This window comes from Streptomyces sp. NBC_00557 (assembly GCF_036345995.1).
Classification (GTDB): Bacteria; Actinomycetota; Actinomycetes; order Streptomycetales; family Streptomycetaceae; genus Streptomyces.
The window spans coordinates 3,919,121-3,944,580 of the sequence record NZ_CP107796.1 but is presented as its reverse complement, the minus strand read 5'-3'; the positions used below and the strand labels follow the sequence as shown (position 1 = coordinate 3,944,580).

19 protein-coding genes are annotated in these 25,460 nt (G+C 73.3%); 12 read left to right on the top strand and 7 right to left on the bottom strand.

Features of this window, described 5'->3' with window-relative positions; translation table 11 throughout:
• Nucleotides 1-20: 20 nt before the first annotated feature.
• On the top strand, nucleotides 21-728 hold the full coding sequence (locus tag OG956_RS16910; RefSeq protein WP_330338805.1) for a DUF6445 family protein: 708 nt from the start codon (nucleotides 21-23) through the stop codon (nucleotides 726-728).
• Nucleotides 729-771: 43 nt separating this feature from the next.
• On the opposite strand, the gene OG956_RS16905 is transcribed toward OG956_RS16910, so the two are convergent.
• Together OG956_RS16905 and ctaD are read right to left on the bottom strand one after the other, a co-directional pair.
• Nucleotides 772-1,101 carry a cytochrome C oxidase subunit I gene (locus tag OG956_RS16905; protein WP_330342865.1) on the bottom strand — a complete coding sequence of 110 codons (330 nt, stop codon included), beginning with the start codon at nucleotides 1,099-1,101 and terminating at the stop codon, nucleotides 772-774.
• 23 nt (nucleotides 1,102-1,124) lie between these two features.
• Nucleotides 1,125-2,846, bottom strand: a complete 1,722-nt coding sequence (ctaD, locus tag OG956_RS16900; protein WP_443065568.1) for an aa3-type cytochrome oxidase subunit I — start codon at nucleotides 2,844-2,846, stop codon at nucleotides 1,125-1,127.
• A 214-nt stretch (nucleotides 2,847-3,060) separates the two neighbouring features.
• Here ctaD and OG956_RS16895 point away from each other — a divergent pair, with 214 nt between their 5' ends.
• Together OG956_RS16895 and OG956_RS16890 are read left to right on the top strand one after the other, a co-directional pair.
• Nucleotides 3,061-3,726, top strand: a complete 666-nt coding sequence (locus OG956_RS16895; protein WP_330338804.1) for an SDR family NAD(P)-dependent oxidoreductase — start codon at nucleotides 3,061-3,063, stop codon at nucleotides 3,724-3,726.
• Between the two features lie 125 nt (nucleotides 3,727-3,851).
• Nucleotides 3,852-4,802 carry an MIP/aquaporin family protein gene (locus OG956_RS16890; protein ID WP_330338803.1) on the top strand — a complete coding sequence of 317 codons (951 nt, stop codon included), beginning with the start codon at nucleotides 3,852-3,854 and terminating at the stop codon, nucleotides 4,800-4,802.
• A 25-nt stretch (nucleotides 4,803-4,827) separates the two neighbouring features.
• Here OG956_RS16890 and OG956_RS16885 read toward each other — a convergent pair whose 3' ends face one another.
• The gene (locus OG956_RS16885; RefSeq protein ID WP_330338802.1) at nucleotides 4,828-5,907 is read right to left on the bottom strand and encodes a PucR family transcriptional regulator; all 1,080 of its coding nucleotides are present in this window, start codon (nucleotides 5,905-5,907) and stop codon (nucleotides 4,828-4,830) included.
• A 252-nt stretch (nucleotides 5,908-6,159) separates the two neighbouring features.
• Between OG956_RS16885 and OG956_RS16880 the strand changes: the two genes are divergently transcribed.
• On the top strand, nucleotides 6,160-8,349 hold the full coding sequence (locus OG956_RS16880; RefSeq protein ID WP_330338801.1) for a flotillin family protein: 2,190 nt from the start codon (nucleotides 6,160-6,162) through the stop codon (nucleotides 8,347-8,349).
• A gap of 158 nt (nucleotides 8,350-8,507) precedes the next feature.
• Complete coding sequence (locus OG956_RS16875) at nucleotides 8,508-13,325, top strand: DNA repair ATPase (RefSeq protein ID WP_330338800.1); 4,818 nt, start codon at nucleotides 8,508-8,510, stop codon at nucleotides 13,323-13,325.
• Between the two features lie 46 nt (nucleotides 13,326-13,371).
• On the opposite strand, the gene OG956_RS16870 is transcribed toward OG956_RS16875, so the two are convergent.
• Complete coding sequence (locus OG956_RS16870; protein ID WP_330338799.1) at nucleotides 13,372-14,223, bottom strand: SCO2400 family protein; 852 nt, start codon at nucleotides 14,221-14,223, stop codon at nucleotides 13,372-13,374.
• A gap of 192 nt (nucleotides 14,224-14,415) precedes the next feature.
• On the opposite strand from OG956_RS16870, the gene OG956_RS16865 reads away from it, so the two are divergent.
• Nucleotides 14,416-15,189: a VOC family protein gene (locus tag OG956_RS16865; RefSeq protein ID WP_330338798.1), complete on the top strand. Its 774-nt coding sequence runs from the start codon at nucleotides 14,416-14,418 to the stop codon at nucleotides 15,187-15,189.
• A gap of 84 nt (nucleotides 15,190-15,273) precedes the next feature.
• Here the strand turns inward: OG956_RS16865 and OG956_RS16860 are convergent, their stop codons facing one another.
• Entirely contained in the window at nucleotides 15,274-15,813 is a 540-nt protein-coding gene (locus OG956_RS16860) for a DUF2269 domain-containing protein (protein WP_330338797.1), read from the bottom strand.
• 277 nt (nucleotides 15,814-16,090) lie between these two features.
• On the opposite strand from OG956_RS16860, the gene OG956_RS16855 reads away from it, so the two are divergent.
• The 3 genes from OG956_RS16855 to OG956_RS16845 all read left to right on the top strand — a co-directional run bounded on the left by OG956_RS16855 (nucleotide 16,091) and on the right by OG956_RS16845 (nucleotide 20,454).
• On the top strand, nucleotides 16,091-18,148 hold the full coding sequence (locus tag OG956_RS16855) for a cell wall-binding repeat-containing protein (protein ID WP_330338796.1): 2,058 nt from the start codon (nucleotides 16,091-16,093) through the stop codon (nucleotides 18,146-18,148).
• A gap of 61 nt (nucleotides 18,149-18,209) precedes the next feature.
• A complete protein-coding gene (locus OG956_RS16850; protein ID WP_330338795.1) occupies nucleotides 18,210-19,154 on the top strand; it encodes an RNA polymerase sigma-70 factor in 945 nt (314 codons plus the stop codon).
• A 103-nt stretch (nucleotides 19,155-19,257) separates the two neighbouring features.
• Nucleotides 19,258-20,454, top strand: a complete 1,197-nt coding sequence (locus tag OG956_RS16845; protein WP_330338794.1) for an NAD(P)/FAD-dependent oxidoreductase — start codon at nucleotides 19,258-19,260, stop codon at nucleotides 20,452-20,454.
• Nucleotides 20,455-20,516: 62 nt separating this feature from the next.
• Here OG956_RS16845 and OG956_RS16840 read toward each other — a convergent pair whose 3' ends face one another.
• A complete protein-coding gene (locus OG956_RS16840) occupies nucleotides 20,517-20,795 on the bottom strand; it encodes a hypothetical protein (protein ID WP_330338793.1) in 279 nt (92 codons plus the stop codon).
• Nucleotides 20,796-20,989: 194 nt separating this feature from the next.
• On the opposite strand from OG956_RS16840, the gene OG956_RS16835 reads away from it, so the two are divergent.
• From OG956_RS16835 to OG956_RS16825, 3 genes are all read left to right on the top strand, one after another.
• Nucleotides 20,990-22,207: a S53 family peptidase gene (locus tag OG956_RS16835; protein ID WP_443065567.1), complete on the top strand. Its 1,218-nt coding sequence runs from the start codon at nucleotides 20,990-20,992 to the stop codon at nucleotides 22,205-22,207.
• A gap of 182 nt (nucleotides 22,208-22,389) precedes the next feature.
• Nucleotides 22,390-23,088, top strand: coding sequence for a GAF and ANTAR domain-containing protein (locus OG956_RS16830; RefSeq protein ID WP_330338792.1), 699 nt, complete (start codon nucleotides 22,390-22,392; stop codon nucleotides 23,086-23,088).
• Nucleotides 23,089-23,278: 190 nt separating this feature from the next.
• Complete coding sequence (locus OG956_RS16825; RefSeq protein ID WP_330338791.1) at nucleotides 23,279-24,982, top strand: SpoIIE family protein phosphatase; 1,704 nt, start codon at nucleotides 23,279-23,281, stop codon at nucleotides 24,980-24,982.
• 120 nt (nucleotides 24,983-25,102) lie between these two features.
• On the opposite strand, the gene OG956_RS16820 is transcribed toward OG956_RS16825, so the two are convergent.
• On the bottom strand, nucleotides 25,103-25,306 hold the full coding sequence (locus OG956_RS16820; protein ID WP_007383480.1) for a cold-shock protein: 204 nt from the start codon (nucleotides 25,304-25,306) through the stop codon (nucleotides 25,103-25,105).
• Between the last annotated feature and the right edge of the window lie 154 nt (nucleotides 25,307-25,460).

Sequence of the window (25,460 nt, the reverse complement as noted above, 5' to 3'; positions counted from 1 at the left end):
CGCGGTCCTAGATTCGCCGCATGCCCCCACAACCGCCGTCCCGTCTGCCCGCGCCCCGCCCCCCGGGCGGCGCCGCCCTTCCCGTCCTGCCCTACCGCAAGCCCACCAAGGGCCGCGACTACTGGGTCATCGACGACGCCCTGCCCGACGTCGACGCCGTACGGGAGCGCTGCCTGGCCAAGGACGACTGGGTCAAGGGCTACCCGTACACCTCCGAGACCTGGCCCGGCCTGCGCGCCATGCCGGGACTCGAGCCCGGTGAACTCGCCGTGATCGAGCGGCTGGTGAAGAAGGCGACGGGGGCGAAGGAGCTGTGGGTGCAGCAGGCGCCCGGCGGCGGCACCCTCAACCACAACTGCGTCCAGGTGGTCGGCGAGGGCGAGAGCGAGCCCCGCCCGCACACCGACTCCCGCGCCCTGTGCCGGTACGCGGCGGTGCTCTACCTCAACCCCCATGTGCCGGGGGCCTGCGGCACCGCGTTCTACCGCCAGTCCCTGCCGGGCGGCCGGCTCGGCGGCAACATCGTCCAGGCCCCGCACAACAACCTCGTCGAGGCCCTCGGCACCCGTTTCGTGCCCGCCGGCCACTTCGAGGAGGACGTCCGCGTCCCCCACCGGTACAACCGCCTGCTCCTCTACAACGCCAACCTGGTGCACAGCGCGACGGCGTACCACGGCACGACGCTGGAGGAGAAGCGGATGACGGCGGTCTTCTTCTGGATGGCGTGAGTCCGGACGGCGTGCGTCCGGGCAGCGGGGGCCGCCGGCCGGGTCACAGGAGTACCAGGAGCCCCGCCAGGGCCGCGCAGAGCGCGCAGACGGCGAGGGTGACGGCCAGGCAGCGGCGCTTGAGGTCCCGGTAGCGGTGTTCGTACTCGGCGCGCAGGGACACGCAGCGGGCCGCGATGCGCTCCAGGTCGGCGCGGGCCCGGGCCAGGCTGTCGGCGGTGTAGCGGCGTTCGACCTCCTCGCGCTGCGCGGTCGTCAGCCACTCCAGCGGGCCGGTGAACTCCCGGGCCCGCTGCTCCGCCTCGGCGATCCGGGCCTGCCACAGCAGATAGCCCTCGACCTGGTTGGCGAGCGCGTCGTCGGCCCCCTGCATGGGCAGGCGCCGGGGCGGACCGCTCACCCCTGGCTCCGGTCGGGCATCCCCGCCGGGGCCTGCAGCGCGTGCTCGCCCATCGCGATGTCGGGGTGGTGCAGGTCGAACGCCGGGGACTCGCTGCGGATCCGCGGCAGGGTGACGAAGTTGTGCCGCGGCGGCGGGCAGGAGGTCGCCCACTCCAGGGAACGGCTGTACCCCCAGGGGTCGTCCACGCCGACCGGCTTGCCGTACTTGGCCGTCTTCCACACGTTGTAGAGGAACGGCAGCATCGACAGGCCGAGCAGGAACGAGCCGATCGTGGAGAGCGTGTTCAGGGCGGTGAAGCCGTCGGCGGCCAGGTAGTCGGCGTACCGGCGCGGCATGCCCTCGGCGCCCAGCCAGTGCTGGACCAGGAACGTGGTGTGGAAGCCGATGAACAGCGTCCAGAAGGTGATCTTGCCGAGGCGCTCGTCGAGCATCTTGCCGGTCCACTTCGGCCACCAGAAGTGGAAGCCCGCGAACATCGCGAAGACGACCGTGCCGAACACGACGTAGTGGAAGTGGGCCACCACGAAGTACGAGTCGGAGACGTGGAAGTCCATCGGCGGGGAGGCCAGGATGACACCGGTCAGGCCGCCGAAGAGGAACGTGACGAGGAAGCCGGTCGCCCACAGCATCGGCGTCTCGAACGACAGGCTGCCCTTCCACATGGTGCCGATCCAGTTGAAGAACTTCACACCGGTCGGCACGGCGATCAGGAAGGTCATGAAGGAGAAGAACGGCAGCAGCACGCCGCCGGTGACGTACATGTGGTGCGCCCACACCGTCACGGACAGGCCCGCGATGGAGATGGTCGCGGCGATCAGGCCCATGTAGCCGAACATCGGCTTGCGGGCGAACACGGGGATGATCTCGCTGACGATGCCGAAGAACGGCAGCGCGATGATGTACACCTCCGGATGGCCGAAGAACCAGAAGAGGTGCTGCCACAGCAGGGGGCCGCCGTTCGCGGCGTCGTAGACGTGGGCGCCGAACTGGCGGTCCACCTCCAGGGCGAACAGCGCGGCCGCCAGCACCGGGAAGGCCAGCAGGACCAGGACACCGGTCAGCAGCACGTTCCAGGTGAAGATCGGCATGCGGAACATGGTCATGCCGGGGGCGCGCATGCAGATGATCGTGGTGATGAAGTTGACCGAGCCGAGGATCGTGCCGAAACCGGAGAAGGCCAGGCCCATGATCCACAGGTCCGGGCCCAGTCCGATGGAGAACTTCGCGTCGGTCAGCGGGGTGTAGGCGAACCAGCCGAAGTCGGCCGCGCCGTCGGGGGTGAGGAAGCCGCCCACGGCGATGAGCGAGCCGAACAGGTACAGCCAGTAGGCGAACATGTTCAGCCGCGGGAACGCCACATCCGGCGCCCCGATCTGCAACGGCATGATCCAGTTGGTGAAACCGGCGAACAGCGGCGTCGCGAACATCAGCAGCATCACGGTGCCGTGCATCGTGAACAGCTGGTTGAACTGCTCCTTGGACACGATCTGCAGGCCCGGCCGGGCCAGCTCGGCCCGCATGATCAGCGCCATCAGGCCGCCGACCAGGAAGAACGCGAAGGACGTGCCCAGGTACAGGGTGCCGATCGTCTTGTGGTCGGTGGTCGTCAGCCACTTCACCACGACGTTGCCGGGCTGCCTGCCCCTGAGCGGGATCTCACTCTCGTACGACTCCGCGGCCGCGGCGGCACCATGGGGTTCGTTGAGGATGCTCACAAGTCGTCTGTCTCCTGCTGCTCGCGGTCCGCGCACGCCATGACGTCGGCTACCCGCCATATTTGCCGCGCGAGGGCGTCCGGGTGGCGCTCAGCGGCCGACGCTCGGCCGTCCGGGTGACGGATGCACCCGGACGGCCCAATCGCGCCACGCGCCGTCCGGCACGCTCGGCGGTGAGTGTGGACGGCCCCGGTCCGCGGTACGGATGCAGGGCATGACGACCATCGCCATCGTGGGTGCCGGACCGGGTCTCGGAGCCGCCGTCGCACGGCGGTTCGGGCAGGAGGGGTTCGCCGTCGCCCTCTTCGCCCGGGACCGCGAGCGGCTGGACGCGCTGGTGCGCGACCTCGGCGGCGACGGCGTCCGGGCACGGGGTTTCACCGCCGACGTGCGCAGACCGGAGGAGCTGTCCGCCGCCCTGGCCCGGGCCGCGGACGAACTGGGCACCGTCGAGGTGCTCCAGTACAGCCCGGTGCCGCACCGGGACTTCATGCGGCCCGTGCTGGAGACCAGGCACCGGGACCTCGTGGGGCCCATCGAGTTCTCCGTGTACGGAGCCGTCGCCGCCGTGCAGCAGGTGCTGCCCGGGATGCGCCGGCTGGGGCGAGGCACGATCCTGTTCGTCAACGGCGGCACCGCCGCCGTACCGCACACCGAACGGGCCGGTACCTCCATCGCGTTCGCCGCGGAGAGCGCGTACGGCCATCTGCTGCACGAACGCCTCGCGGGCGAGGACATCCACGTCGCCCAGCTGGTGATCCCGGGTGCCATCACCCCGGGGCACGCGCGCAAGGACCCGGCCGTGCTGGCTCGGACCCTGTGGGGGCTGCACCGGGACCGGCACGGGTTCCGGCACTTCGCCGACGACCTCGACGCCTGAGCCGGAGACGGCCCCGGCCCGCCCCGCCCCGTGGACGGCTGACCGGGCACCGTCAACCTGCGCAGCAGGGGTTTGTGGGCCAAGATGGTGACGTTGGCCGTATCGCTCTCTTCAAGGGGGCCCGCATGGCTGTCGACATCCCCCCGATCATCAAGCCGTCGCGGCTGAGAAGCCGGGGAGGGCTGCTCGGCGAGTGCCTCGCCGAGTTCCTGGGGACGCTGGTGCTCATCGCCTTCGGCTGCGGTGTGGTCGCCATGGCGGTCGCCGCACTGCCCGGTTCCGGCCGTGCGGCGACGCCGACCACCATCTTCCTGGCGGCCGGCGACTGGCTGCTGGTCACCTGGGGCTGGGCGTTCGCCGTGGTCTTCGGCGTGTACGTGGCCGGCGGTGTCAGCGGGGCCCACATCAACCCGGCGGTGACCCTGGCCATGGCGGTGCGCCGCGGCTTCCCCTGGGCCAAGGTGCCGCCGTACTGGTTCTCGCAGGTCGCCGGGGCGCTCACCGGCGCGGCGATCGTGTACCTCGTCTACCACGACGCCATCCACGCCTACGACAGCGCGGCACCGGGGCCGAAGGTGAACGGCCACACGAACGCCACCTTCTCCATCTTCGCCACGTTCCCGGCGGCGTACTTCCACGGCGGTGTGTGGGGCCCCCTGGTCGACCAGATCGTCGGCACGGCCTTCCTGCTGATGCTGATCGCCGCCGTCCTGGACGTGCGCAACCAGGCGGTGAAGGCCAACCTCGGGCCGCTGGTCGTGGGTTTCGTCGTCGCCGCCGTCGGCATGTCCTACGGCGCGAACGCGGGCTACGCCATCAACCCGGCCCGTGACTTCGGGCCGCGCCTGTTCACCTATGCGGCCGGCTGGAACAGCCTCGCTTTCCCCGGCAGCGTGTCCGGCGTGTACAGCGGTTACTGGTGGATCCCGATCGTCGGCCCGCTGATCGGCGCCGTGGCCGGGATCGTCGTGTACGACCTCTTCATCGGCGACGTCCTGCTGCTGCGCGCCGAGACGGCCGAACCGCGGGAGCCGGGCCGGGCGACGCCGGTGCGCACCACGGACGACGAGGAGTAGCAACGGCCTTGTCGGAAAGCCGCGTTCACAGCGGCTGGTTCGGCCAGTCCAGGAGGCGGGCGCCGATGACCGCTGTCTGGAGCATGTAGCGGTGCGCCGGGTCGGCCGGGTCGGCGCCGGTGAGTGCGCGGATGCGGTCGAGGCGGTAGGTCAGCGCGCGGACACTGAGGGCGAGGCGCCGCGCGGCCTCCGCGGCCACGCACCCGGAGTCGAAGTACGCGCCGAGCGTGTCCAGCAGCGGCACGGCTCCCCCACGCGCCGCCGTCAGCGGGCCGAGCGTGTGCGACACCAGGTCGACCAGTGCCTGCCGGTCCCGGGCCAGCACCGGATAGACGAGCAGGTCGGCGGCGCGCAGCACCGGCCCGGGCAGACCGAGCCGCGCCGCCATCTCCAGCGCGGCGAGGGCCTCCTCGTACGACTGCACCACTCCGCCCGCACCGTGCTGCGGCCGGCCGATGGCGACCCGGCAGCCGTCCGTCGCGGCCTGCGCCTGCTGGGCGAAGTGCTGGAGGATCTCGTCCTCCTCGCCCGGCGCCACGCACAGCATCCGTCCGTTCTTGGTGGTCAGCAGGATGCTGCGGGAGTCGAAGCGGGCGAGTACGGCGGCCTCGACCCGGCGCGCGACCGGCCCCTGTTCGCCATACGCGGACGGCCCCTCGGCGACGGCCACCGCGTGCGCCCGGGACAGGCGCAGCCCGAACCTCTCGGCGCGCTCGGCGAGCCGGCCGAGGTCGCTGCGGCCGTACAGCAGGTCGTCGATGAACTCCCGGCGCGCGGCCTCCTCCCGGCGTACGGTCAGGCGCTGGGCGCGTTCGTAGCCCTCGGCGAACGCGTCGATCGCCTGTTCCACGGCCGCCAGCGTGGCGAGGCGGCTGTCGGCCGAGCCGGGTACGGACGGCCAGGCGGCGCGGGTGGCGGCCAGATGGGCCACGATCAGCGCGCGCAGCCCGTGTCCGGCGTCGGCGGCCTGCTCGCCCAGGGCCCGCCGGGCCTTCAGCTCCTCCCTGGTCAGCCGCCGGCCGGTGGCAGCGACCTCCGCCAGCGTCCGGGCGAACCCGTCCAGATAGTGCTCGGGCGCGCCGTGTCTGTCGTGCTCGTCCCCCATGGCGGTTCCCGTCCCCCGTGGTCCCCGTATTCCCGCGATCCTGACGCGCCGGTGACACATCCTTGGCGCCTGTCCGGCATGCAGACCCTAGTGAACACTGCCGGAAACCGGCAATGCGCGGGCCGCGGCCGGGGCCGCACCATCGTCCGCGGGGGAGCACTGCGGAGGGCCGCGGCGCCGGGCAACGCAGACGCCCGGCACCGCGGCCCTGAGGGGGCTCCGGTTTCGTCGTCTGACGCAAGGACGTATGCCATGGAAGTCCTCGGCGCGCTTGTCGCCGCGTGTCTCGTCGTCGTGCTGCTCGCGCTGCTCGGGTTCTCGCGGCTGTACCGGAAGGTGGACCAGAGCCAGGCCCTCATCGTGTCGAAGACGCGCCGGGTCGACGTCTCCTTCACCGGCCAGGTGGTGCTGCCGATCCTGCACAAGGCCGAGGTCATGGACATCTCGGTGAAGACCATCGAGATCAGCCGCTCGGGGCGGGACGGCCTGATCTGCCGGGACAACATCCGCGCCGACATCAGGATCCTGTTCTTCGTCAAGGTCAACAAGACCGTCGAGGACGTCATCAAGGTCGCCCAGACCGTGGGCACCGAGCGCGCCAGCCACCAGGACACGCTGCAGGAGCTGTTCCACGCGAAGTTCTCCGAGGCGCTGAAGACCGTCGGCAAGCAGATGGACTTCACCGACCTCTACACCAAGCGTGAGGAACTCCGGTACCACATCATCGAGTTGATCGGCATCGACCTCAACGGCTACCACCTCGAGGACGCGGCGATCGACTACCTGGAGCAGACCCCGCTGTCCCAGATGGACCCGGCCAACGTCCTCGACGCCGAGGGCATCCGCAAGATCACCGAGCTCACGGCGGTCGAGCACGTGCGCACCAACGAGGCCAGGCGCAACGAGCAGAAGGAGATCACCCGCCAGGACGTCGACGCCCGCGAGGCCATCCTGGAGCTGGAGCGCCGGCAGGCGGACGCCGAGATCAAGCAGAAGCGGGAGATCGAGACGTCCCGCGCCCGCGAGGAGGCCGAGACCGCCCGCGTGGTGGAGGAGGAACGGCTGCGCGCCCAGGCCGCCTTCCTGCGCACCGAGGAGCAGCTGGGCGTCCAGCGGGAGAACCAGGCCCGGGAGATCGCCGTCGCCGCGAAGAACCGCGAGCGGGTCCTCGCCGTCGAGAACGAGCGGATCGAGAAGGACCGGCTGCTGGAGGTCATCGCGCGCGAGCGGGAGACCCAGCTGACGAGGATCTCCGCCGAGAAGGAGGTCGAGGCGGAGAAGCGGGAGATCGCCGAGGTCATCCGGGAGCGGGTCGCGGTGGACCGCACGGTCGCCGAGCAGGAGGAGTCCATCAAGAAGCTCCGCGTGGTCGAGGAGGCCGAGCGGGAGCGGCAGGCCCTCGTCATCGCCGCCGAGGCGGAGGCGCAGGAGAAGCTGGTCAAGGACATCAAGGCCGCCGAGGCGGCGGAACAGGCCGCCACGCACCGGGCCGCCGAGGAACTCACCCTCGCCGAGGCCAGGTTGAAGACCGCCGACCTCGACGCCCGCGCCAAGCTGCGGCTCGCCGAGGGCGTCCAGGCCGAGGCCGCCGCCGAAGGCCTTGCCGCGGTGCAGGTCCGCGACAAGGAGGCCGAGGTCACCGTCAAGGCCGGCCGCGCGGAGGCGGAGGCCACCGAGGCACGGCTGCGGGCCGAGGCGGAGGGCGCCCAGGCCAAGGCGCTCGCCGAGGCCGAGGGCGCGCGGGCGAAGGGGCTCGCTCAGGCCGAGGGCGCGCGGGCGGCGGCGGAGGCCACCGCGGCGCGGCTGAAGGCCGAGGCGGAGGGTGCGCGGGCCAAGGGCCTGGCCGAGGCGGAGAGCGCCCAGGCGAAGGCGCTCGCGGAGGCCGCCGCGATCGGCGAGAAGCTGAAGGCCGAGGCCGCCGGTCTGACCGAGAAGGCCGCCGCGATGGCCGCGCTGGACGAGGCGTCGCGCGGGCACGAGGAGTACCGGCTGCGGCTCCAGGCGGAGAAGGAGATCCGGCTGGCCGGCCTGGAGACCCAGCGGCAGGTGGCCGAGGCCCAGGCGACGGTCCTCGCGACCGGTCTGGAGCACGCCGACATCGACATCGTCGGCGGGGAGTCCGTCTTCTTCGACCGGCTGGTGTCCTCCATCGCCCTCGGCAAGGGCGTGGACGGCTTCCTCTCCAGCTCCGGCACCGCGCAGGCCCTGGCGAAGCCGTGGCTGGACGGCTCGGGCAGCTTCACGGACGACATCAGCCGGGTGCTGGGATCGCTGGGATCGGCGGACGTACGGAACCTGACGGTGTCGGCGCTGCTGATGAAGCAGATCAAGGGCGGCGGCCCGAACGCCGGGCAGCTGCAGAAGCTGCTCGACCGCGCAAGCGAACTGGGCCTTCAGGACACGCCGCTCACGGCCCTGAACGGAAGCGGTACTCCTGGCTGAGGCGGGCGCGAGCGGGTTGGGCGCGCTGCTCGCTGTGAGGTGCCGCTGCGCCCACCCGTGCCGCCCCTGGCGGCACGACTGCCCGCAGCTGCGCAAGCGCCTGGCACACGGCCCCGAACTCGTAGCCGCACGCTCCACTGAAGGGAAGCGCACACGACATGCCCACCGCCGAGGCGCCGCAGGCAGACGGTACCTACGAGGTCCTCCGCGACCGGCTCGCCGCGCAGGCGGCCGAGCTGGCCCGCAGGGCGGAGGCGCTGAACGCCCGCCGGGCCGAGGAGTTCGGGTCGGCGAAACTGGACCTCGTTGCCACCGCCCGGCTGGGGACGCCGCACGCGTGCGTGCCGAGCGACATCGTGGCCGTGGGGGACACCCTCCTCTTCGGCGCGACCGGCGGAACCGGCGGAGCCACCGCCGTACTCGCGCTCCACGACCGCGACGGCGAGGAGCTGCCGGACGACGCGGTCCCCGGACTCCTCGACGACCCTGCGTTCGCCAAGGAGTTCACCGCCCTGCACCGCTACTACCGCGAAGCGAGCCTGCTGCGCCTGCGCCGGGTCGACGGCCGGCTGCTCGCGGTGTTCCGCACCGGCGAGAAGGCCGACGACGTCCGCGTGCTGCGCTGGCGCGTCGCCGAGGACGGCGCCGTGGCGTTCCTCGACGCGCGCGGCGACCGCGACGACGTCTTCCCGCCCGCGCAGGACCTCACCTGGACGCAGACCACCCGCGAGGACCACGTCCTCGAACGCGGCGGCCCGTACGTCGCCGTCCCCGGCGGGCTCGGCGTCTCGACCGTCGGCGGCTCCCTCACCGTGCGCACCGCGGAAGGCGAGGAGCTGTACGCCGAGCCCGTGCAGGAGCCGCTGCAGGCGCTCGCGGACGCGGCCGTCGGGCACGCGCGCGTGGGCGCGCTGGTGCTGCTGCGGGTGCGGCCGTACAAGGAGGAGGACGACCGGTACCTCGTCTTCGACACCCTCAGCCGCACGGTGGTGCGGCTCGACGGCATCGGGCAGGCGTGCCGGCGGCTGCCCGAGGAGCAGGGGATCGTCTTCCCCGGCGGGTACTGCCTCGCGGGCGGCGCCCACAAGACGTACGACCTCGACGCGGCCGGCCTGGAGTTCGAGCGCGAGGTGCGCGCGCCGAACGGCGAGGACGTGCTGTACGCCTTCCGGTCCCGGGCCGGAGGGCGCGCGCTGCTGCTGTCGTACAACACCCTGCGCAAGGAGGTCGCCGCTCCGCTGCCGTGCCGGGGCTGGGCGCTGTTCGAGGACGGCGCGCTCGCCGTGCTGCGGGTCGCCAGCGACGAGCCCGCGCACACCCATCCGGTGCAGTGGTGGACCTCGCCGTACGTCTCCGACACGCACGCCGCCGCGCTGCGCGCCGGCACCGGCGCGCTGGCCCGGGTCGGCAACGCCGATCTCGTGCGCGGGCTCGCCGACTGCCTGTCCGTGGCCCGGCTGGTGACCGACGGCATCGAGACGAGCGAGGGGTACCGGGCGCTCACCGCCGCGTGCGTGCGGGCCGCCGACGCCCATCACTGGCTCGCCGACCCCGAACTGGGCGGGCTCGCCGAACCGCTGGAGCAGGTCCGGGCGACCGCCGAGCAGGTGCTGGGCGAGTTCGAGACCGTACGGGAGCTGACCCGGCAGGCCGCCGTCGCCCTCGACGAGGCGGAGGCGCGGATCGCGGCCGTCGTGCGCCGGCTGCGCGGCGAGGCCCCGCGCGAGGCCGCCGCCTGGGTGCGCGGCCTGACCGAACTGCGGCGGGCGCACGGGCACCTGCTCACCCTGCGGGACCTGCGGTACGCCGACACCGCCCGCATCGACGCGCTGGCGGCCGCCGCCGAGGACGACCTCGCCGGGTTCGGGCGGCGCGCGGTGCAGTTCCTGGCGCGCGAGGACGCCTTCGCCGCCCAGGAGACGGAGGTCGAGCACCTGGCCGGGGAGGCGGCGGCCGTCGAGACCGTGGCGGGCGCCCGGCCGGTCGCCGAGCGGCTCGACGGCCTCGCCGACGGGCTGCGCACCGTCACCGAGGTGGTGACCGGCCTCGACATCACCGACGCGGTCGTCCGTACGGCCGTGCTGGAGCGGATCGCCGAGGTGCTGGGCGGCGTCAACCGCGCACGCGCCCTTCTCGACGGCCGCCGCCGCGCCCTGAAGGACAGTGAGGGCCGGGCCGAGTTCGCCGCCGAGACCGCGCTGCTCGCCCAGGCCGTCACCGCCGCGCTCGCCGCGTCCGGCACGCCCGAGCAGTGCGACGACCAACTCGCCTCCGTGCTCGCCCGGTTGGAGGACCTGGACGGGCGGTTCGCCGAGTACGACGGCTTCCTCGCCGAGCTGGCCGGCCGGCGTACCGAGATCTACGAGGCGTTCGCCGCCCGCAAGCAGTCCCTGGCCGACGCCCGCGCACGCCGCGCCGAGCAGCTCGCCGTCTCGGCGGGGCGCATGCTGGAGACGGTCGGCCGCCGGGCCGCCACCCTGGCCGACGGCGACGCGGTCGCCGCGTACTTCGCCTCCGACCCGCTGGTCGCCAAGGTCCGCCGCACCGCCGACGAGCTGCGCGCCCTCGGCGACAGCGTGCGCGCCGAGGAGCTGGACGGCCGGCTGAAGTCGGCCCGCCAGGAGGCCGCCCGCGCCCTGCGCGACCGCGCCGACCTGTACGACGGGGACGGCCGCACCCTGCTGCTCGGCGGCCACCGCTTCGCCGTCAACACCCAGCCGCTCGACCTCACCCTCGTCCCGCACGGCGACACCCTGGCCTTCGCCGTCACCGGCACCGACTACCGGGCCCCGGTCGCCGACCCGGACTTCGCCGCGTACCGCCCCTGCTGGGACCGCCACCTGCCCTCGGAGTCACCCGAGGTGTACCGCGCCGAGCACCTCGCCGCCCGCCTGCTCGCCGAGCACGGCCCGGCCGCTCTCACCGCCGCCGACGACCTGCCGGGCCTGGTCCGCCGGGCGGCGCAGGAGTCGTACGACGAGGGCTACGAGCGCGGCGTCCACGACCACGACGCGACACTCGTGCTCCGGGCCCTGCTGCCGCTGTACGAGGGCGCCGGGACCCTGCGGCACGAGCCCGCCGCGCGTGCCGCCGCGCAGCTGTTCTGGGCGCACGGCACGACCGAGGAGGCCCGCACCGCGTGGGCCCGGCGGGCGGTGTCGCTGGCCCGCGCCCGGGACGCCTTCGGGGCCGTGCCGGCCATCGGGGAGCTGCAGCGGGAGCTGGCCGGGGCGATCGAGGCGTGGGAGGCGCCGGCGCCGGGCGCGCCGGCCGCCGCGTACCTCTTCGAGGAGCTGACCGGCGGCCCGGAGGGCTTCGTCCTCGGGGCCGCGGCGCGCACGCTGCTGGAGAAGTTCCGGCACGCGGAGGGGAGTTACCGCACCGACCTGGAGGGGCTGACCGGCCTGGCCGCGCGCCGGCAGGTGGTGCACGCCTGGCTCGCCGCGTACGCCGCCGCCACCGGCGCCGAGGCCACGCCCGGCGAGCTGGCCGAGGCGGTCGCCGCCGAACTGTGCCCCGGCCTGCCCCGCTACGACGGCGACGCCCCGCTGACGGCGACGGTGGAGGGACTGCTGGGCACGCACCCGCGCGTGGCCGGCGGCCGGCTCCTGCTCCGGCTGGACGAGTTCCTGGCCCGCACCTCCCGCTTCGCGGCCTCGGACGTGCCCGCCTTCCGCGCCTACCAGCGCCGCCGTACCGCCCTGGTGGCGGCCGAACGCGACCGGCTCCGCCTGGACGAGCACCGCCCGCGCGTGATGCCCGCGTTCGTCCGGGGCCGCCTGGTCGACGAGGTGTACCTGCCGCTGGTCGGCGACAGCCTGGCCCGCCAGCTCGGCACCACCGGCGCGTCGAAACGCACCGACACCGGCGGTCTGCTCCTTCTCGTCTCGCCTCCCGGCTACGGCAAGACGACCCTCATGGAGTACGTCGCCGACCGGCTCGGCCTGATGCTGGTCAGGGTCAGCGGCCCGGCGCTCGGCCACGCCGTGACCTCGCTGGACCCGGCCGACGCCCCGAACGCCACCGCACGCCGCGAGATCGAGAAGGTCAACTTCGCGCTGGCGGCCGGCAACAACACGCTCCTGTACCTGGACGACATCCAGCACACCTCGCCCGAGCTGCTGCAGAGGTTCATCCCGCTGTGCGACGCCACCCGGCGCGTGGACGGCGTGTGGGACGGCCGGCCGCGCACCTACGACCTGCGCGGCAAGCGGTTCGCGGTCTGCATGGCCGGCAACCCCTACACCGAGTCCGGGGACCGCTTCCGCATCCCCGACATGCTCGCCAGCCGCGCCGACGTGTGGAACCTCGGCGACGTCCTGACCGGCAAGGAGGACGTCTTCGCGCTCAGCTTCGTGGAGAACGCCCTCACCGCCAACCCGGTGCTCGCCCCGCTCGCCGCCCGCGACCGGGCCGACCTGGACCTGCTGGTCCGGCTCGCGGCGGCCGACCCCACGGCCCGCGCCGACCGCCTCACCCACCCGATGCCGGCGGCCGAACTGAACGCCGTGCTCGCGCTGCTGCGCCATCTGACGGCGGTCCGCGACACCGTGCTCCGCGTCAACGCGGCCTACATCGCCTCCGCCGCCCAGTCGGAGGACGCCCGCACCGAGCCGCCCTTCCGCCTCCAGGGCTCCTACCGCGACATGAACAAGATCGCCGGGCGTCTGCGCCCGGTCATGAACGACGCCGAACGCGAGGCGGTCGTCGACGACCACTACACGGCCGAGGCCCAGACCCTGACCACGGGCGCCGAGGCCAGCCTCCTCAAACTCGCCGAACTGCGCGGCACCCTCACCGAGGCCCAGGCCGCCCGCTGGGCCGACCTGAAGACCGCCCACGTCCGCGCCCGCACCCTCGGCGGCCCCGACGACGATCCGCTGAGCCGCGCGGTAGCGGCCCTCGGCCTGCTCGCCGACCGCGTGGCGGCAGTGGAGTCCGCGATCAACCGCACCCGGAAGGCAGGACCCCGCTGACGGCCTGCTTCCTCGTCCCCGTGGGTCCGGCGCCGGGCGCCCGGTGTCAGCCCACGCAGAGGAGGACCAGGCAGAGCTGGCCGGAGGAGGAGGTCTGCGACGGGGACGATGTGGACGGGGAGGACGCGGAGGTGCCGCCGCCGGTGCCGGAGGCCGGCTGGCCTGCCGTACCGGAGGAGGTCTTGCTCGTGCCGGTGTCCGTGGCCGTACCCGTGCCTGTGCCCGTTCCGGATGACGACGTCGTGGTGCCGCGCTGCCGCGGGACGGCCGGGGTGGCCGGTGAGGCGGAGGCGGCCTGCTGGGGGGCCGCCGCGGCGGTGTGCGGCCGGCCGGCGGACTGGACCGTGCGGGGCGCCGGTGCGGCGGACTGCTGCCGGGGGACGCCGGCGGCGGGCGTGTGCGCCGTCGGCGTGGCCGGGGTGTGCCGGTGGCCGGCGGCGGGCGAGGCGGGCGTCGGCGCCGGCCGGCTGGGCGCGGCGGACGGCTCGTCGGTGAGGCTCATGCCGCGGTGGTCCGGCGCGGTGGCCGCCTGCGCCTTGTCGCCGCTGCCGCGGTCCAGCGAGGCGAGCGTGATCCCGCCGCCGACGAGCGCGACGGCCGTCGCCACCACGGCCCGGCGCTGGTTCTTCTTCCAGCGCGCCAGCTGCCGACGGCGAGCGGCGCGGCCCTGGGGAGCGGGCGGGGCGTCCGTGACGTCGGCCGCGGCGTCGGTGTCCGAGCCGGGGGCTCCGGCCGGGTGTCCGGTGGTGAACCAGTCGTCGGCGGGCGGCGCCGGGGCGGGTCCGCCGGTGAGGGGGGCGGTGGTGCGGGGCGGGGCTATGTCCGGGGCGTAGGCACCGCACCCCGGGCAGACCAGGGCGCCATTGAGGTGCCGGCGGCACGAGGAGCAGTAGTCCATCTGTGGTCTTCCTGAGGTCAAGGGGCAGCGGGCGTCCGTCACGGTAACGAGCCTTTCGAAAGGCTGTGTGCAGCCCGTGTGGCACTCCTGCGCAGATTCCTGGGGTTCTTTGCCCGTGTCCCGGCCGTGCCCGGGCGTCGCCGTCGGCATAGTGGCGGGCGGCGTGCGCACCGGACCGGCAGGAGGAGACGCATGCTCGGTACAGAGTTCCGCACCGGATCGCCCGAGTGGATCGACCTCGGCAGCCCCGACACCCGGGCGGCCGCCGCCTTCTACGGCGCCGTCCTCGGCTGGGAGTTCGCCTCCGCGGGGCCGGAGGGCGGCGGTTACGGCTTCTTCCGCAGGGACGGCGGCACCGTCGCCGGGCTCGGCCCGCTGACCGAACCGGGGGCCGGATCCGCCTGGATGACGTACTTCCGCACCGACGACGCCCAGGCCACGGCGCGGGCCGTGACCGATGCCGGCGGCACGGTGCGCACCGCGCCGATGAGCATGGGCGAGGCCACGTTCGCCCAGTTCACGGACCCGCAGGGCGCCCAGTTCGCGGTGCTGCAGTCCGGGCGGGGACTGCAGCGGGCGTCGCAGGAGGGCGCCCTGGTGTGGGTGGAGCTGCACGTCCGCGACCCGCAGGCGGCCATCGGCTTCTACCAGGGGCTGTTCGGCTGGCGTACCCAGGAGATGCAGGGGCCGGGCATGACGTACCAGGTGCTCAGCATCGCGGAGGGCGACCAGCAGGAGGGCTCCTTCGGCGGGGTGGCCCCGCTGGCGGACGAGCGGGAGGACGCGCGCTGGGTGCCGTACTTCGCGGTGGCCGACGCCGACGCGACGGTCGCCGCGGCGGCCGCGGGCGGCGGCTCGGTCGTCATGCCGGCGGCGAACATCCCCGGCGTCGGCCGCGTCGCCTGGCTCGCCGACCCGGCCCAGGCCCTGTTCGCCGTCCTCAAGCCCGACCCGCGCCAGAGCTGAGGCCGACGACGCCGGTGCCTCACCGTGTTCGCCGGCGCGTCGGTGGGTTGCGTGCTCGACCCTGGTGGTGCGGCGCGTCGCTCCTCATGCCCCGCCGTGCCGCACGAAGTCCCGTACCGGTGCCGTGACCCGGCGCCCCCACGGTTTGAAGACGGACAGCACGACCATCGCCAGATACAGCAGCAGTGCGACGGCCGGCACGATCACGGTGTTGTAGCGGACATAACCGAGGTGCATGGCCGCGATCGAGCCGGTCGGATGCCGGTCCACGGCGTGTACCGCGTCGTGCAGCCGCGCGGTGAGCGCGAAGAGCGAGGCCGCCGTCGCCGCGAGGGTCAGCCAGAACTTGGTGGTGACCCAGTAGAAGCGGAACAGCCCCCAGGGCGTGCCGAGACCCAGCACCACCCCGCTGAGCAGCGTGAGCAGGCTCAGCGGGGCGATCAGCGCGTCGCCCAGCATGCCCATCGCCCGGTACGCGGTCCGCAGCGTGCCGGCGTCGTCCGTCACCAGGGCCGTCGCCCCGAGGGTGAGCAGGCAGAGCATCAGCGCCAGCCAGCCGACCGAGGCGACCACATGGACGACGACCCAGCTCTTGCGGGCCCTCGGCGACAGTCGACGACTCACTTCGCTTCCTCCAGCTCCGGCTCCGGCACCCCGCCAGACTGGCCCGCCGCACCGGCCCTGCGCGTCCGACGGGGGAAGTAACGTCCGCTGCGCCGAGCCGAGTACGCCGACGGCAGGAACACGCCCTCGCACACGGCCCCCGGCCCCCGGCCCCCGGGAGTTGTTCACCCACTGTTCGAACACCCGTTCCGGCGCCCCCCGTCCGTCCTCACATACCGTCCTGCTTCCAGCAGTGACCTGCGGGGTCACGCAGGCATGTGGCAGGGGGGACTTCTCGTTGAGATCTCGCACGCGCCGTCGTATCGCGGCGCTCACGTCGGCCGTCTCGATGGCGGCCGGCCTGCTCGGTGCCGCCGCACCGGGCGCGCAGGCCGCGCAGGCTGAGGTGACCGGGGGCCGGATCGGCCTGTACGGCGGCTCCACCGGGGTGGAGACGGTCAACGCCGACGGGTCCGGGCTGCGGTCCGTGCCCAACATCCCGAACGCCGGGTACGTGCCGAACTGGGCGCCGGACGGCAGCAAGGTGGTGGCGGGCTGGAGCCAGCTGGCCACGGGCCGGGTCACCGGCACCACCTCGCTCGTCACGCTGCCCTGGGCCACCAAGATGCGTTCCAGCGCGTCGTACGAGGACCCGGTGTTCTGGCTGGACGGCCGGTACGTGGTGTTCAGCACGGGCGGCCAGCTCGCCTACGGACCCTCGGACGGATCCTGGGCGCCGGAGCCGCTGCTGACGAACACTCAGGAGCCGTCGACGGTGTGCGACACCCACCCGACGGCGAGCCCGGCGGGCACGCTGGCCTTCGAACGGCACCACAACGGCTGCTCCGACAGCCAGGGCATCTGGACGTACGACCCGTCCGCCAAGGCGCTGAAGAACGTCATCGCCTCCGGCTCCGCCCCGGTCTTCTCGGCGGACGGCACCAAGCTGGTCTTCACCCGCCAGGTCGACGGCTGGACCCAGCTGTTCACGGCCGACGCGGACGGCACCGGCGTGCAGCAGGTCACCACGGACGCCTCCGACCACCTGTACCCGGCCTGGGACCCGGCGGGCGGCCGCATCGCCTACGAGGCGCACAGCTCGCACGCCGGCTGGTCCGACGACGTGCAGACGGTACGGCTGCTCGACCTGGCGAGCGGCACGTCGGCCCAGGTCACCGGGGCGGGCAAGGGCGCCAGGCCGTCCTGGCAGCCGTTGCGCAGGAACTCCCTGACCCGGGTCTACGGCACCGGATCCACCGGCATCGACGCCGCCGCCTCCCGCTGGACGTTCGACACCGTGGGCGCACCGCACGTGCAGGGCCTGCTCGCCGCGAAGTCCGCGGTCCTGGTGAACAAGGGCAACGCGACCTACTCGGCCCCGGCGATCGCGCTGGCCGCCGAGAAGCAGGGCCCGGTGCTGATGACCTCCGGCAGCGGCCTGGACGCGTCCGCCGCCAAGGAGCTCAAGCGGTCCCTGCCCAAGGGCGGCACCGTCTACCTGAACGGCGGCACCCGCATCCTCGGCTCCAAGGTGGCGAGCCAGGTGCAGGCGCTCGGCTACAAGGCGCTGCGCCTCGACGGCACCGACCTGCCGGCGCTGTCGGCCCGGGTCGCCAAGCAGATCAACGCGACCCCGAGCTGGATCTTCGTCGCCGACGGAGGCGACTACCACGACCCGATCGCCGCCTCCACGGCCGCCGGCGCGCTCGGCTACCACGGCACCGGCGTCGTCCTGCTGACCAACGGCAGGACGGTCCCCGCGTCGGTCAGGAACTACCTGAACGCCCTGAACCCGAAGACCACGAACCTCGTCACGGTCGGCTACAACGCCACGCAGGCGATGGAGCACGTGACGCTGGACAAGGCGTGGAGCTTCTGGACGATCGGCGGCAAGACCCACGAGGACGTCGCCGCCAACCTGGCCCGCTTCTGGTGGACGGCGCCGACGGGCGCCACCGTCGAGGACACCTGGACCTGGCAGAACGCGGTCGCGGGCGGCGCCGCCACGGCCACGTACGGGCCCATGCTCTGGTCCGCCGAGTCCACGCTGTCCGCACCGGCCTCGTACTACCTGGGCCAGGAGGCCGCGAGCGTCTGGTTCGTGCAGACCTTCGGCGGCAACGCCTCCTACCCGCAGGCCAACCGCACCGCCATCGCCTCGGCGATCGCCGCCGACAGCTCCTGGACGACGACGTACTGGGCCGCCGACGGCGACCTGCCGGCGCAGTCCGCGGGACGGTCCGCCGTCGCCGCGACGCCCGCCGCCCCCACCGGGGGCAGCGCCCGGCCGGCCCCGGAACCCGCCGTGGCCCCCGGCGAGCACCTGCCCGCACCCGACGCCCACAGCGCCCGCTAGGGGGTGCGACACCCCCGGTACCCCGAGGACGCGACCGGACCCGCCAGCTAGGATCCCGGGCATGGCCATCAGCATGAGCGACGTGGACCGGTTCGAGGCGTCCAGGCCCCGGCTGGAGGCCATCGCCTACCGGATGCTCGGCTCCGCGAGCGAGGCCGAGGACGCCGTGCAGGAGACGTTCCTGCGCTGGCAGGCCGCCGACACCGGGTGCATCGAGGTCCCCGAGGCCTGGCTGACGAAGGTGCTCACCAACCTGTGCCTGACCCAGCTGGCCTCGGCCCGCGCCCGGCGCGAGACCTACGTGGGCCAGTGGCTGCCCGAGCCGCTGCTCGCCGGTGACCCGATGCTCGGGCCCGCCGACACCGCCGAACAGCGCGAATCGGTGTCGTACGCGGTCCTCACCCTGCTGGAGCGGCTGTCCCCGAACGAGCGGGCGGTGTACGTGCTGCGGGAGGCCTTCGCCTACTCGCACCGGGAGATCGCCGAGATCCTCGACATCACCGAGGCCGCCAGCCAGCAGATCTTCCACCGCGCCAAGCGGCACGTCGCCGACGGCAGGGCACGCTCCGAGGTCGACCGGGCCGCCGCCCGGCGGATCGTCGAGGAGTTCCTCGCGGCCGCCACCAGCGGCCGCACCGAGCCGCTCGTCCGGCTGCTCACCGAGGACGCCGTCGCGATCGGCGACGGCGGCGGCAAGGTCCCGGCCCGCGCCAAGGCGTTCGAGGGCGCCCGCGCGGTCGCCACCTTCATGCGGGGGCTGTTCAAGCCCAGCAAGGCCAAGCGCGCCCTGGTCGGCGGCACCGCCGAGGTCTTCGCCGCGACCGCCAACGGCGAACCCGCCCTCGTCGTGGTGGTGGACGGCCGGGTCATCGGCGTCATGTGCCTGGAGATCACCGCCGAGGGCATCGCCGCGTTCCGCAACCAGGTCAACCCCGACAAGCTCGAGCGCGCGACCCGGCTGTGGGCGGCCGCCGACCACGGCGAACCCCTGCTCCGCGTGTTCTGACCGCGGTGTGAGCCGCTTCACATCCGGTTCCTGTCAGGAAACGGCGGGCCGCCCGGTTCAAGGGGCGAGCCCGCTGAAGACAGCAGCAGACAGGAGCCGGGAAATGCAGCACCGCATCGTCGTCCTCGGAGCCGGATACACCGGAGCGACCGCCGCCGGGCGCCTCGCCAGGCGGCTGCGTCCCGAGGACGTCACCATCACCCTCGTCAACGCCGAGCCCGACTTCGTGGAACGCGTCCGGCTGCACCAGCTCGCGGCCGGCCAGTCGCTCACGCGCCGCCCGCTCGCCGGGATGTTCGCGGGCACCGGCGTCGACGTGACCGTCGGCAGGGTCACCGGCGTGGACGTGGACCGCAGGATGGTCACCGTCCTCGACGCGGACGACGGCACCCGGGAACTGCCGTACGACACCCTCGTGTACGCCCTCGGCAGCGGCCGGAACGACCAGGGTGTGCCGGGAGTCGCCGAGCACGCCCACGAGATCGCCTCCCGTCCCGGAGCGCTCCGGCTGCGCGAGCGGCTGGCCGGCCTGGCCGCCGGGCAGCCCGTGCTCGTGGTCGGCGGCGGTCTCACCGGCCTGGAGGCCGCGACCGAGATCGCCGAGGCCCGCCCGGACCTCGACGTCGCCCTCGCCGCCCGCGCCGGCCTCGGCGACTGGCTCTCGCCCAAGGGCCGCCGGCACCTGCGGAAGGTGTTCGACCGGCTCGGCATCACCGTGCACGAGCACACCGAGGTCACCGCCGTCGAGGCCGGCCGCGTCACCACCGCCGACGGCCGCGCCGTGCCGGCGGCGGTCACCGTGTGGACCACCGGCTTCGCCGTCCATCCGATCGCCAAGGCCACGAGCCTGGAGATCGCCGGCACCGGCCAGATCGTGGTCGACCGCACCATGCGCTCGGTCTCCCACCCGGACGTGTACGCCATCGGCGACGCGGCCCTGGCCATGGGCCCCGGCAACAAGCCGCTGCGGATGTCCTGCGCCTCCGGCGTGCCCTCCGCCTGGCAGGCCGCCGACGCCATCGCGGCCCGCCTGACCGGCGCCAGGGTCCCCACGGTGCCGGTGCGCTACTTCAACCAGTGCATCTCGCTGGGCCGCAGGGAAGGCCTGATCCAGTACGTCACCGCCGACGACCGCGCCGTCCGCGCCGCCCTGACGGGCCGCACCGCCGCCCTCTACAAGGAGCTGGTCTGCAAGGGCGCGGCCTGGGGCGTCGCCCACCCGACCCTCCTGCCGGCCCGGCGGCGGCCCGTCGTACGCCGGCAGGAGGCGCCGGCCGCGGCGGTGCGGACACCGGCCTGATCCGCGCCGCGTACGGCCCCCGCGCCCGGGGGCCGTACGCGGCCTTCGCCCAACTGCCTTCCTCACAAGCACCGTTCTTCCGGGCGCTGTGCGAGGACCGCGAGGCGTCGTACGCGGGCGCGCCGGGCTGGCTGCTCAGGGTCGGCCGGCCGGCGCTGCTGCTGGACCGGGCCGAGACACCGCTGGACGAGCAGCTGCTGCGGGCCGTGCCCAGGGACCGCCGGGACGGGCAGCGCGACCGCACCCACCCGTCCGTGGCGCACGACGCCGAGTGCGCCGACGTGCTGCTGCGCCACCACCAGCGGATGTGTCAAGCCATGGTTGGGGCGTCTTTCGGCCATGGCTTGCTCATCAACGGCACATGAAGTTCCCGGCAACGGCAAAGGAACGTTCTTCCTTCGATCTTCAACCTTGTTGACGTGGGCCCGACATCCGTACGTTCTGCGCGACCTCGGCACACACCCTGTGCCGGGGTCGTACCGCCGCGCACCCCCCACAGCTCTTCCCGGTTCACCCCACTCGTGGAGGACGTACGTTGCGCAGAACCGTTTCCCTCACCGCCGTCGCCACCATGGCCACGGCAGCCCTCGCCCTGGCCGCCCCGGTCGGCCAGGCCGCCCAGGCGACCACCTCGGCCCACGGCGTCACCGTCGCGCACGCCTGCGCGACCCCGACGCAGAAGGACCAGATGGCCTGCAATGCCCTCCAGGTCACGTCGGGCACCCCGCGCTCGGCGCACGCCGAGAGCGACCTGACGGCGGCCGCCGCACCCTCCGGCTACGGGCCCGCCTCGCTGCAGTCGGCGTACAACCTGCCCTCGGCGACCGGCGGTTCCGGCCAGACCGTGGCCATCGTCGACGCCTACGACGACCCGAACGCCGAGTCCGACCTCGCCACCTACCGCTCGCAGTACGGCCTTCCGGCCTGCACCACGGCGAACGGCTGCTTCACGAAGGTGGACCAGAGCGGCGGCACCAAGTACCCGCGCGGCAACTCCGGCTGGGCCGAGGAGATCTCACTCGACCTCGACATGGTCAGCGCGGCCTGCCCGAACTGCAGGATCCTGCTGGTGGAGGCCAGTTCGGCGAGCATGACCAACCTCGGCACGGCCGTGAACACCGCGGTCCGCCTGGGTGCGAAGTTCGTCTCCAACAGCTACGGCGGCTCCGAGTCCGCCAACGACGCGACGTACGACTCCACCTACTTCAACCACCCGGGCGTCGCCATCACCGTCTCCTCCGGTGACAACGGCTACGGCGTGGAGTACCCGGCGGCCTCCAAGTACGTGACGGCGGTGGGCGGTACCTCCCTGAAGACCGCCTCCACCACGCGGGGCTGGACCGACACCGTGTGGAGCGGGGCCGGCTCCGGCTGCTCCTCCTACGACGCCAAGCCCAGCTGGCAGAAGGACACCGGCTGCGGCAACCGCACGGTCGCGGACGTCTCCGCGGTCGCCGACCCCAACACCGGCGTCGCGGTGTACGACAGCTACGCCCAGGGCAGCGGCTGGATGGTCTTCGGCGGCACCAGCGCCTCGGCCCCGCTGATCGCGGCGACCTACGCGCTCGGCGGCACCCCGTCCGCCGGCTCCTATCCGTCGTCCTTCCCGTACGCGCACACCTCGGCGCTGTACGACGTGACGAGCGGCTCCAACGGCAGCTGCGGCGGGTCGTACCTGTGCACCGGCACCACCGGATACGACGGCCCGTCCGGCCTCGGCGTCCCGAACGGCACGGCGGCGTTCACCGGCTGAGCCGCCCGGACGTACCCGGGCAACGGGGGAGGCCCCTGGCGAGCACGCCAGGGGCCTCCCCTCTTCCCACGGGCAGCTGACCGCCCACGCCGCCACGACCTGCGTCGTCATTCCGGTCCGACTAGGTTCGTAGGCACGGGGCAGACGACTTCCACCGGCCCGGACGGAGAAGGGTGGCGTGGGTGGACTGGGAGAGGTTCGCGGAACGCCTGGCGATCCTCGCGCGCGAGCTGCTGGAACAGGACTCGGTGCAGGCGACGCTGGACCGCATCGCCTCCGCGGCCGTGGAGATCGTCGACGGCTGCGAGGCGGCCGGTGTGCTGGCCCTCCGCAAGCAGGAGGCGGTGACCCTCGCGGCCTGCGGCGACCTGGCCGTCGAGTCCGACCGGCTCCAGGGGCGGTTCCGGCAGGGCCCCTGCTTCGACGCGGCGCGCCGGGAGGACGCCGAGCGGGCCTACCGGATCATGGACATGACGCGGCCGCAGCCCGCATGGCCGAAGTACGCCCCGGCGGCGAGCCGGCTCGGGGTGGGCAGCATGATGGGCTTCCTGCTGTACGCCCGGGGCGAGGACTTCGGCGCCCTGAACATGTACTCCCGGCAGCCCGGCGCCTTCACCGAGGCGAGCGAGACCGCCGGCTGGGTGCTGGCGTCCCACTGCGCCGTCGCCCTCGCCAGTGCCAGCACCGAGGAACAGCTGAGCCACGCCCTGGAGACCCGGCACGCCATAGGCGAGGCCATGGGCATCCTCATGGAACGCCACCGGCTGAGCGAGGACGACGCCTTCGACGCGCTGCGCCGCATCTCCCAGCACCACAACATCAAACTGCGCGACGTCGCCCAGCGTGTACGCCGCACGCCAGGCGGCTCTCGGGAGAGGTAGCCGGACACGGGCGACGGCGTGCGCACGGCCCGCTCCGGCCGGCCGGCGGACGCCTGCCACGCACACCTCGGCCCGAGGGGCCGGCTCTCCCCGGCAAGTGGGCACACGGGTGGGGGAAGACCCGCGAGACACACTCTGTACGCACGGGCGGCGCGCGAGGCGGCCGGTCCGATCCCCAGGAGGCGAGGACATGACGGAACCGGGGAACACGGTGCCGCGCGAGCTCGACCCCGCGCTGGAGGCCATCGGGACCGGCGCCTACGTCACGGACGAGCAGGGCTGCATCGTGGCCGTCAACAGCCGTGCCGAGCGGCTGCTGGGCCGCCCCGCCGCCGAACTCCTCGGGCAGGACGCCCATGACCTGCTGCACCGCGGACCGCACGGCGAGCCGCTGCCCACGATGCAGTGCGGCATGCGGCAGGCGTTCCACGCGGGCACCCCGGCGCACGGGGACGGCGACTACTTCGCCGGCGGCGACGGCGCCCCGATGCCCGTGTCCTGGACGATCACGCCGTACGACCTCGGCGACGACCGCCCCGGCACACTCGTCGTCTTCCACGTTCCCCAGCCGGTTTCCGGCGCCGAGGCGCTCCCGGATCACCCCGCCGCCACGCTGACCGACTTCGAGCGGCTGGCCCTGCTCGCCGAGACCACCACCCGGCTGACGTCCAGCCTCGAGACGGAGGAGATCCTGCGCCGGCTGACGGCCCTGGTGCTGCCGCGCCTGGCGGACTGGGTCGTCATCGACCTGATCACCGAGCGCGACGAGGTGTGGCGCACCGCTGTGGTCCAGGCGGACGGCGACACCCTGACGCACCACGAGGACCTCGAAGGCCCGATGCCGCCGGTGCCCGAGGAGTCCTCGATGCCCCTGTCCCGGGCGCTGCGGGGCGTCGCCTCCGCTCTGGCCGGCCCCGAGACCTACCAGGGCGCCCCGGACTCCGGCATCGCGGTCGAGCAGCGCCGCCTGTTCGAGGCCACCGGCATCCACTCCGCGGCCATCGCGCCCATTCGCAGCACCCGCGAGGTCCTGGGCGCCCTCACGCTGGGCCGCGGCAAGCAGCAGGGGCGCTTCACCATCGCCGACCTTCCGCTGATCGAGGACATCGCGCGCCGCGCCGGCCTGGCCCTGGACAACGCCCGCCTCTTCCAGCGCCAGCGTGCCGTCGCCGAGACCATGCAGAACCATCTGCTGCCCCAGATGCCGCCGGTGCCCGGCCTGCAGATGACCGTCCGCTATCTGCCCGCCCCCGACGCCTCACAGGTCGGCGGCGACTGGTACGACGCCTTCACCCTGTCCGACGGCGCCACCGCGCTCGTCGTCGGCGACGTCCTCGGCCACGACCTGGAGGCCGCCGCGGGCATGGCTCAGCTGCGCAACATCCTGCGGGCCTACGCCTGGGCCCAGAAGGAACCCCCCAGCCGGATCGTGGAACGCCTCGACGAGGCGATCACGTCCATCACCGACGTCGCGATGGCCACCCTCGTCCTGGCCCGGGTCACCCAAGCCGGCGACGGCCGGTGGGAGCTGTCCTGGACGAACGCCGGCCACCCGCCGCCGCTCCTCGTCACCCGGGACGGCCTGGCCGAGTACCTCACCGACGGCCACGGCCTGCTGCTGGGCACCGGGCTGCGCAGGCCGCGCCCCGACGCCACCGCCGTCCTGCCGCCGGGCTGCACCCTCGTGCTCTACACCGACGGTCTCATCGAAGCACCCGGCCGCACCCTCGACGAGGGCCTGGAGCGGCTGCGCCAGCACGCCGCCGCCCTCGCCCACCGCCCCCTGCCGTCCTTCACCGACCAGCTGCTGCGCCGCACCGAGCCGCCCGGCCTGGACGACGTCGCGCTCCTCGCCCTCCGCGTCCCGTCGCGGCCGGGGGGAATTCCGTCCTGAGCAGAAGAAAGCCGTCCTCGAGCCGTCCTCGAACACAAAAAGCCGGGGCCCGCACCTCGACGGTGCGGGCCCCGGCCCTACGATGCGCGAACCACTGGCTCGCGACGATTCGCGTCAGCGTCAGGCGGGAACGATGTTCTCGGCCTGCGGGCCCTTCTGGCCCTGCGTGACGTCGAAGGTCACCTTCTGGCCTTCCTGAAGCTCGCGGAAGCCGCTCGTGGCGATGTTCGAGTAGTGGGCGAACACGTCAGCGCCGCCGCCGTCCTGCTCGATGAAGCCGAAGCCCTTTTCCGCGTTGAACCACTTCACGGTGCCAGATGCCATATTGAATCTCCCTTGGGGGGCAGTGCCGGACTCCGCACTTCACGGAGTCGAGTCGCCGCGATGATCACCCCTCCGGAAGAATCCGGAAAGCTCTGCAAAGAAAAAAATTCTCGGCATTCAGTACTGGTAACCAAAACTGCAACTGCTATCACGC

Excerpts from the sequence above, each read along its gene's own strand:
- OG956_RS16885 (WP_330338802.1), bottom strand. The coding sequence starts at position 5,907 with ATGGGGGACGAGCACGACAGACACGGCGCGCCCGAGCACTATCTGGAC.
- OG956_RS16910 (WP_330338805.1), top strand. The coding sequence starts at position 21 with ATGCCCCCACAACCGCCGTCCCGTCTGCCCGCGCCCCGCCCCCCGGGC.
- OG956_RS16840 (WP_330338793.1), bottom strand. The coding sequence starts at position 20,795 with ATGGCCGAAAGACGCCCCAACCATGGCTTGACACATCCGCTGGTGGTG.
- OG956_RS16875 (WP_330338800.1), top strand. The coding sequence starts at position 8,508 with ATGCCCACCGCCGAGGCGCCGCAGGCAGACGGTACCTACGAGGTCCTC.
- OG956_RS16825 (WP_330338791.1), top strand. The coding sequence starts at position 23,279 with ATGACGGAACCGGGGAACACGGTGCCGCGCGAGCTCGACCCCGCGCTG.
- OG956_RS16890 (WP_330338803.1), top strand. The coding sequence starts at position 3,852 with ATGGCTGTCGACATCCCCCCGATCATCAAGCCGTCGCGGCTGAGAAGC.
- OG956_RS16880 (WP_330338801.1), top strand. The coding sequence starts at position 6,160 with ATGGAAGTCCTCGGCGCGCTTGTCGCCGCGTGTCTCGTCGTCGTGCTG.
- OG956_RS16905 (WP_330342865.1), bottom strand. The coding sequence starts at position 1,101 with ATGCAGGGGGCCGACGACGCGCTCGCCAACCAGGTCGAGGGCTATCTG.
- OG956_RS16850 (WP_330338795.1), top strand. The coding sequence starts at position 18,210 with ATGGCCATCAGCATGAGCGACGTGGACCGGTTCGAGGCGTCCAGGCCC.
- OG956_RS16895 (WP_330338804.1), top strand. The coding sequence starts at position 3,061 with ATGACGACCATCGCCATCGTGGGTGCCGGACCGGGTCTCGGAGCCGCC.
- OG956_RS16870 (WP_330338799.1), bottom strand. The coding sequence starts at position 14,223 with ATGGACTACTGCTCCTCGTGCCGCCGGCACCTCAATGGCGCCCTGGTC.
- OG956_RS16820 (WP_007383480.1), bottom strand. The coding sequence starts at position 25,306 with ATGGCATCTGGCACCGTGAAGTGGTTCAACGCGGAAAAGGGCTTCGGC.
- OG956_RS16865 (WP_330338798.1), top strand. The coding sequence starts at position 14,416 with ATGCTCGGTACAGAGTTCCGCACCGGATCGCCCGAGTGGATCGACCTC.
- OG956_RS16845 (WP_330338794.1), top strand. The coding sequence starts at position 19,258 with ATGCAGCACCGCATCGTCGTCCTCGGAGCCGGATACACCGGAGCGACC.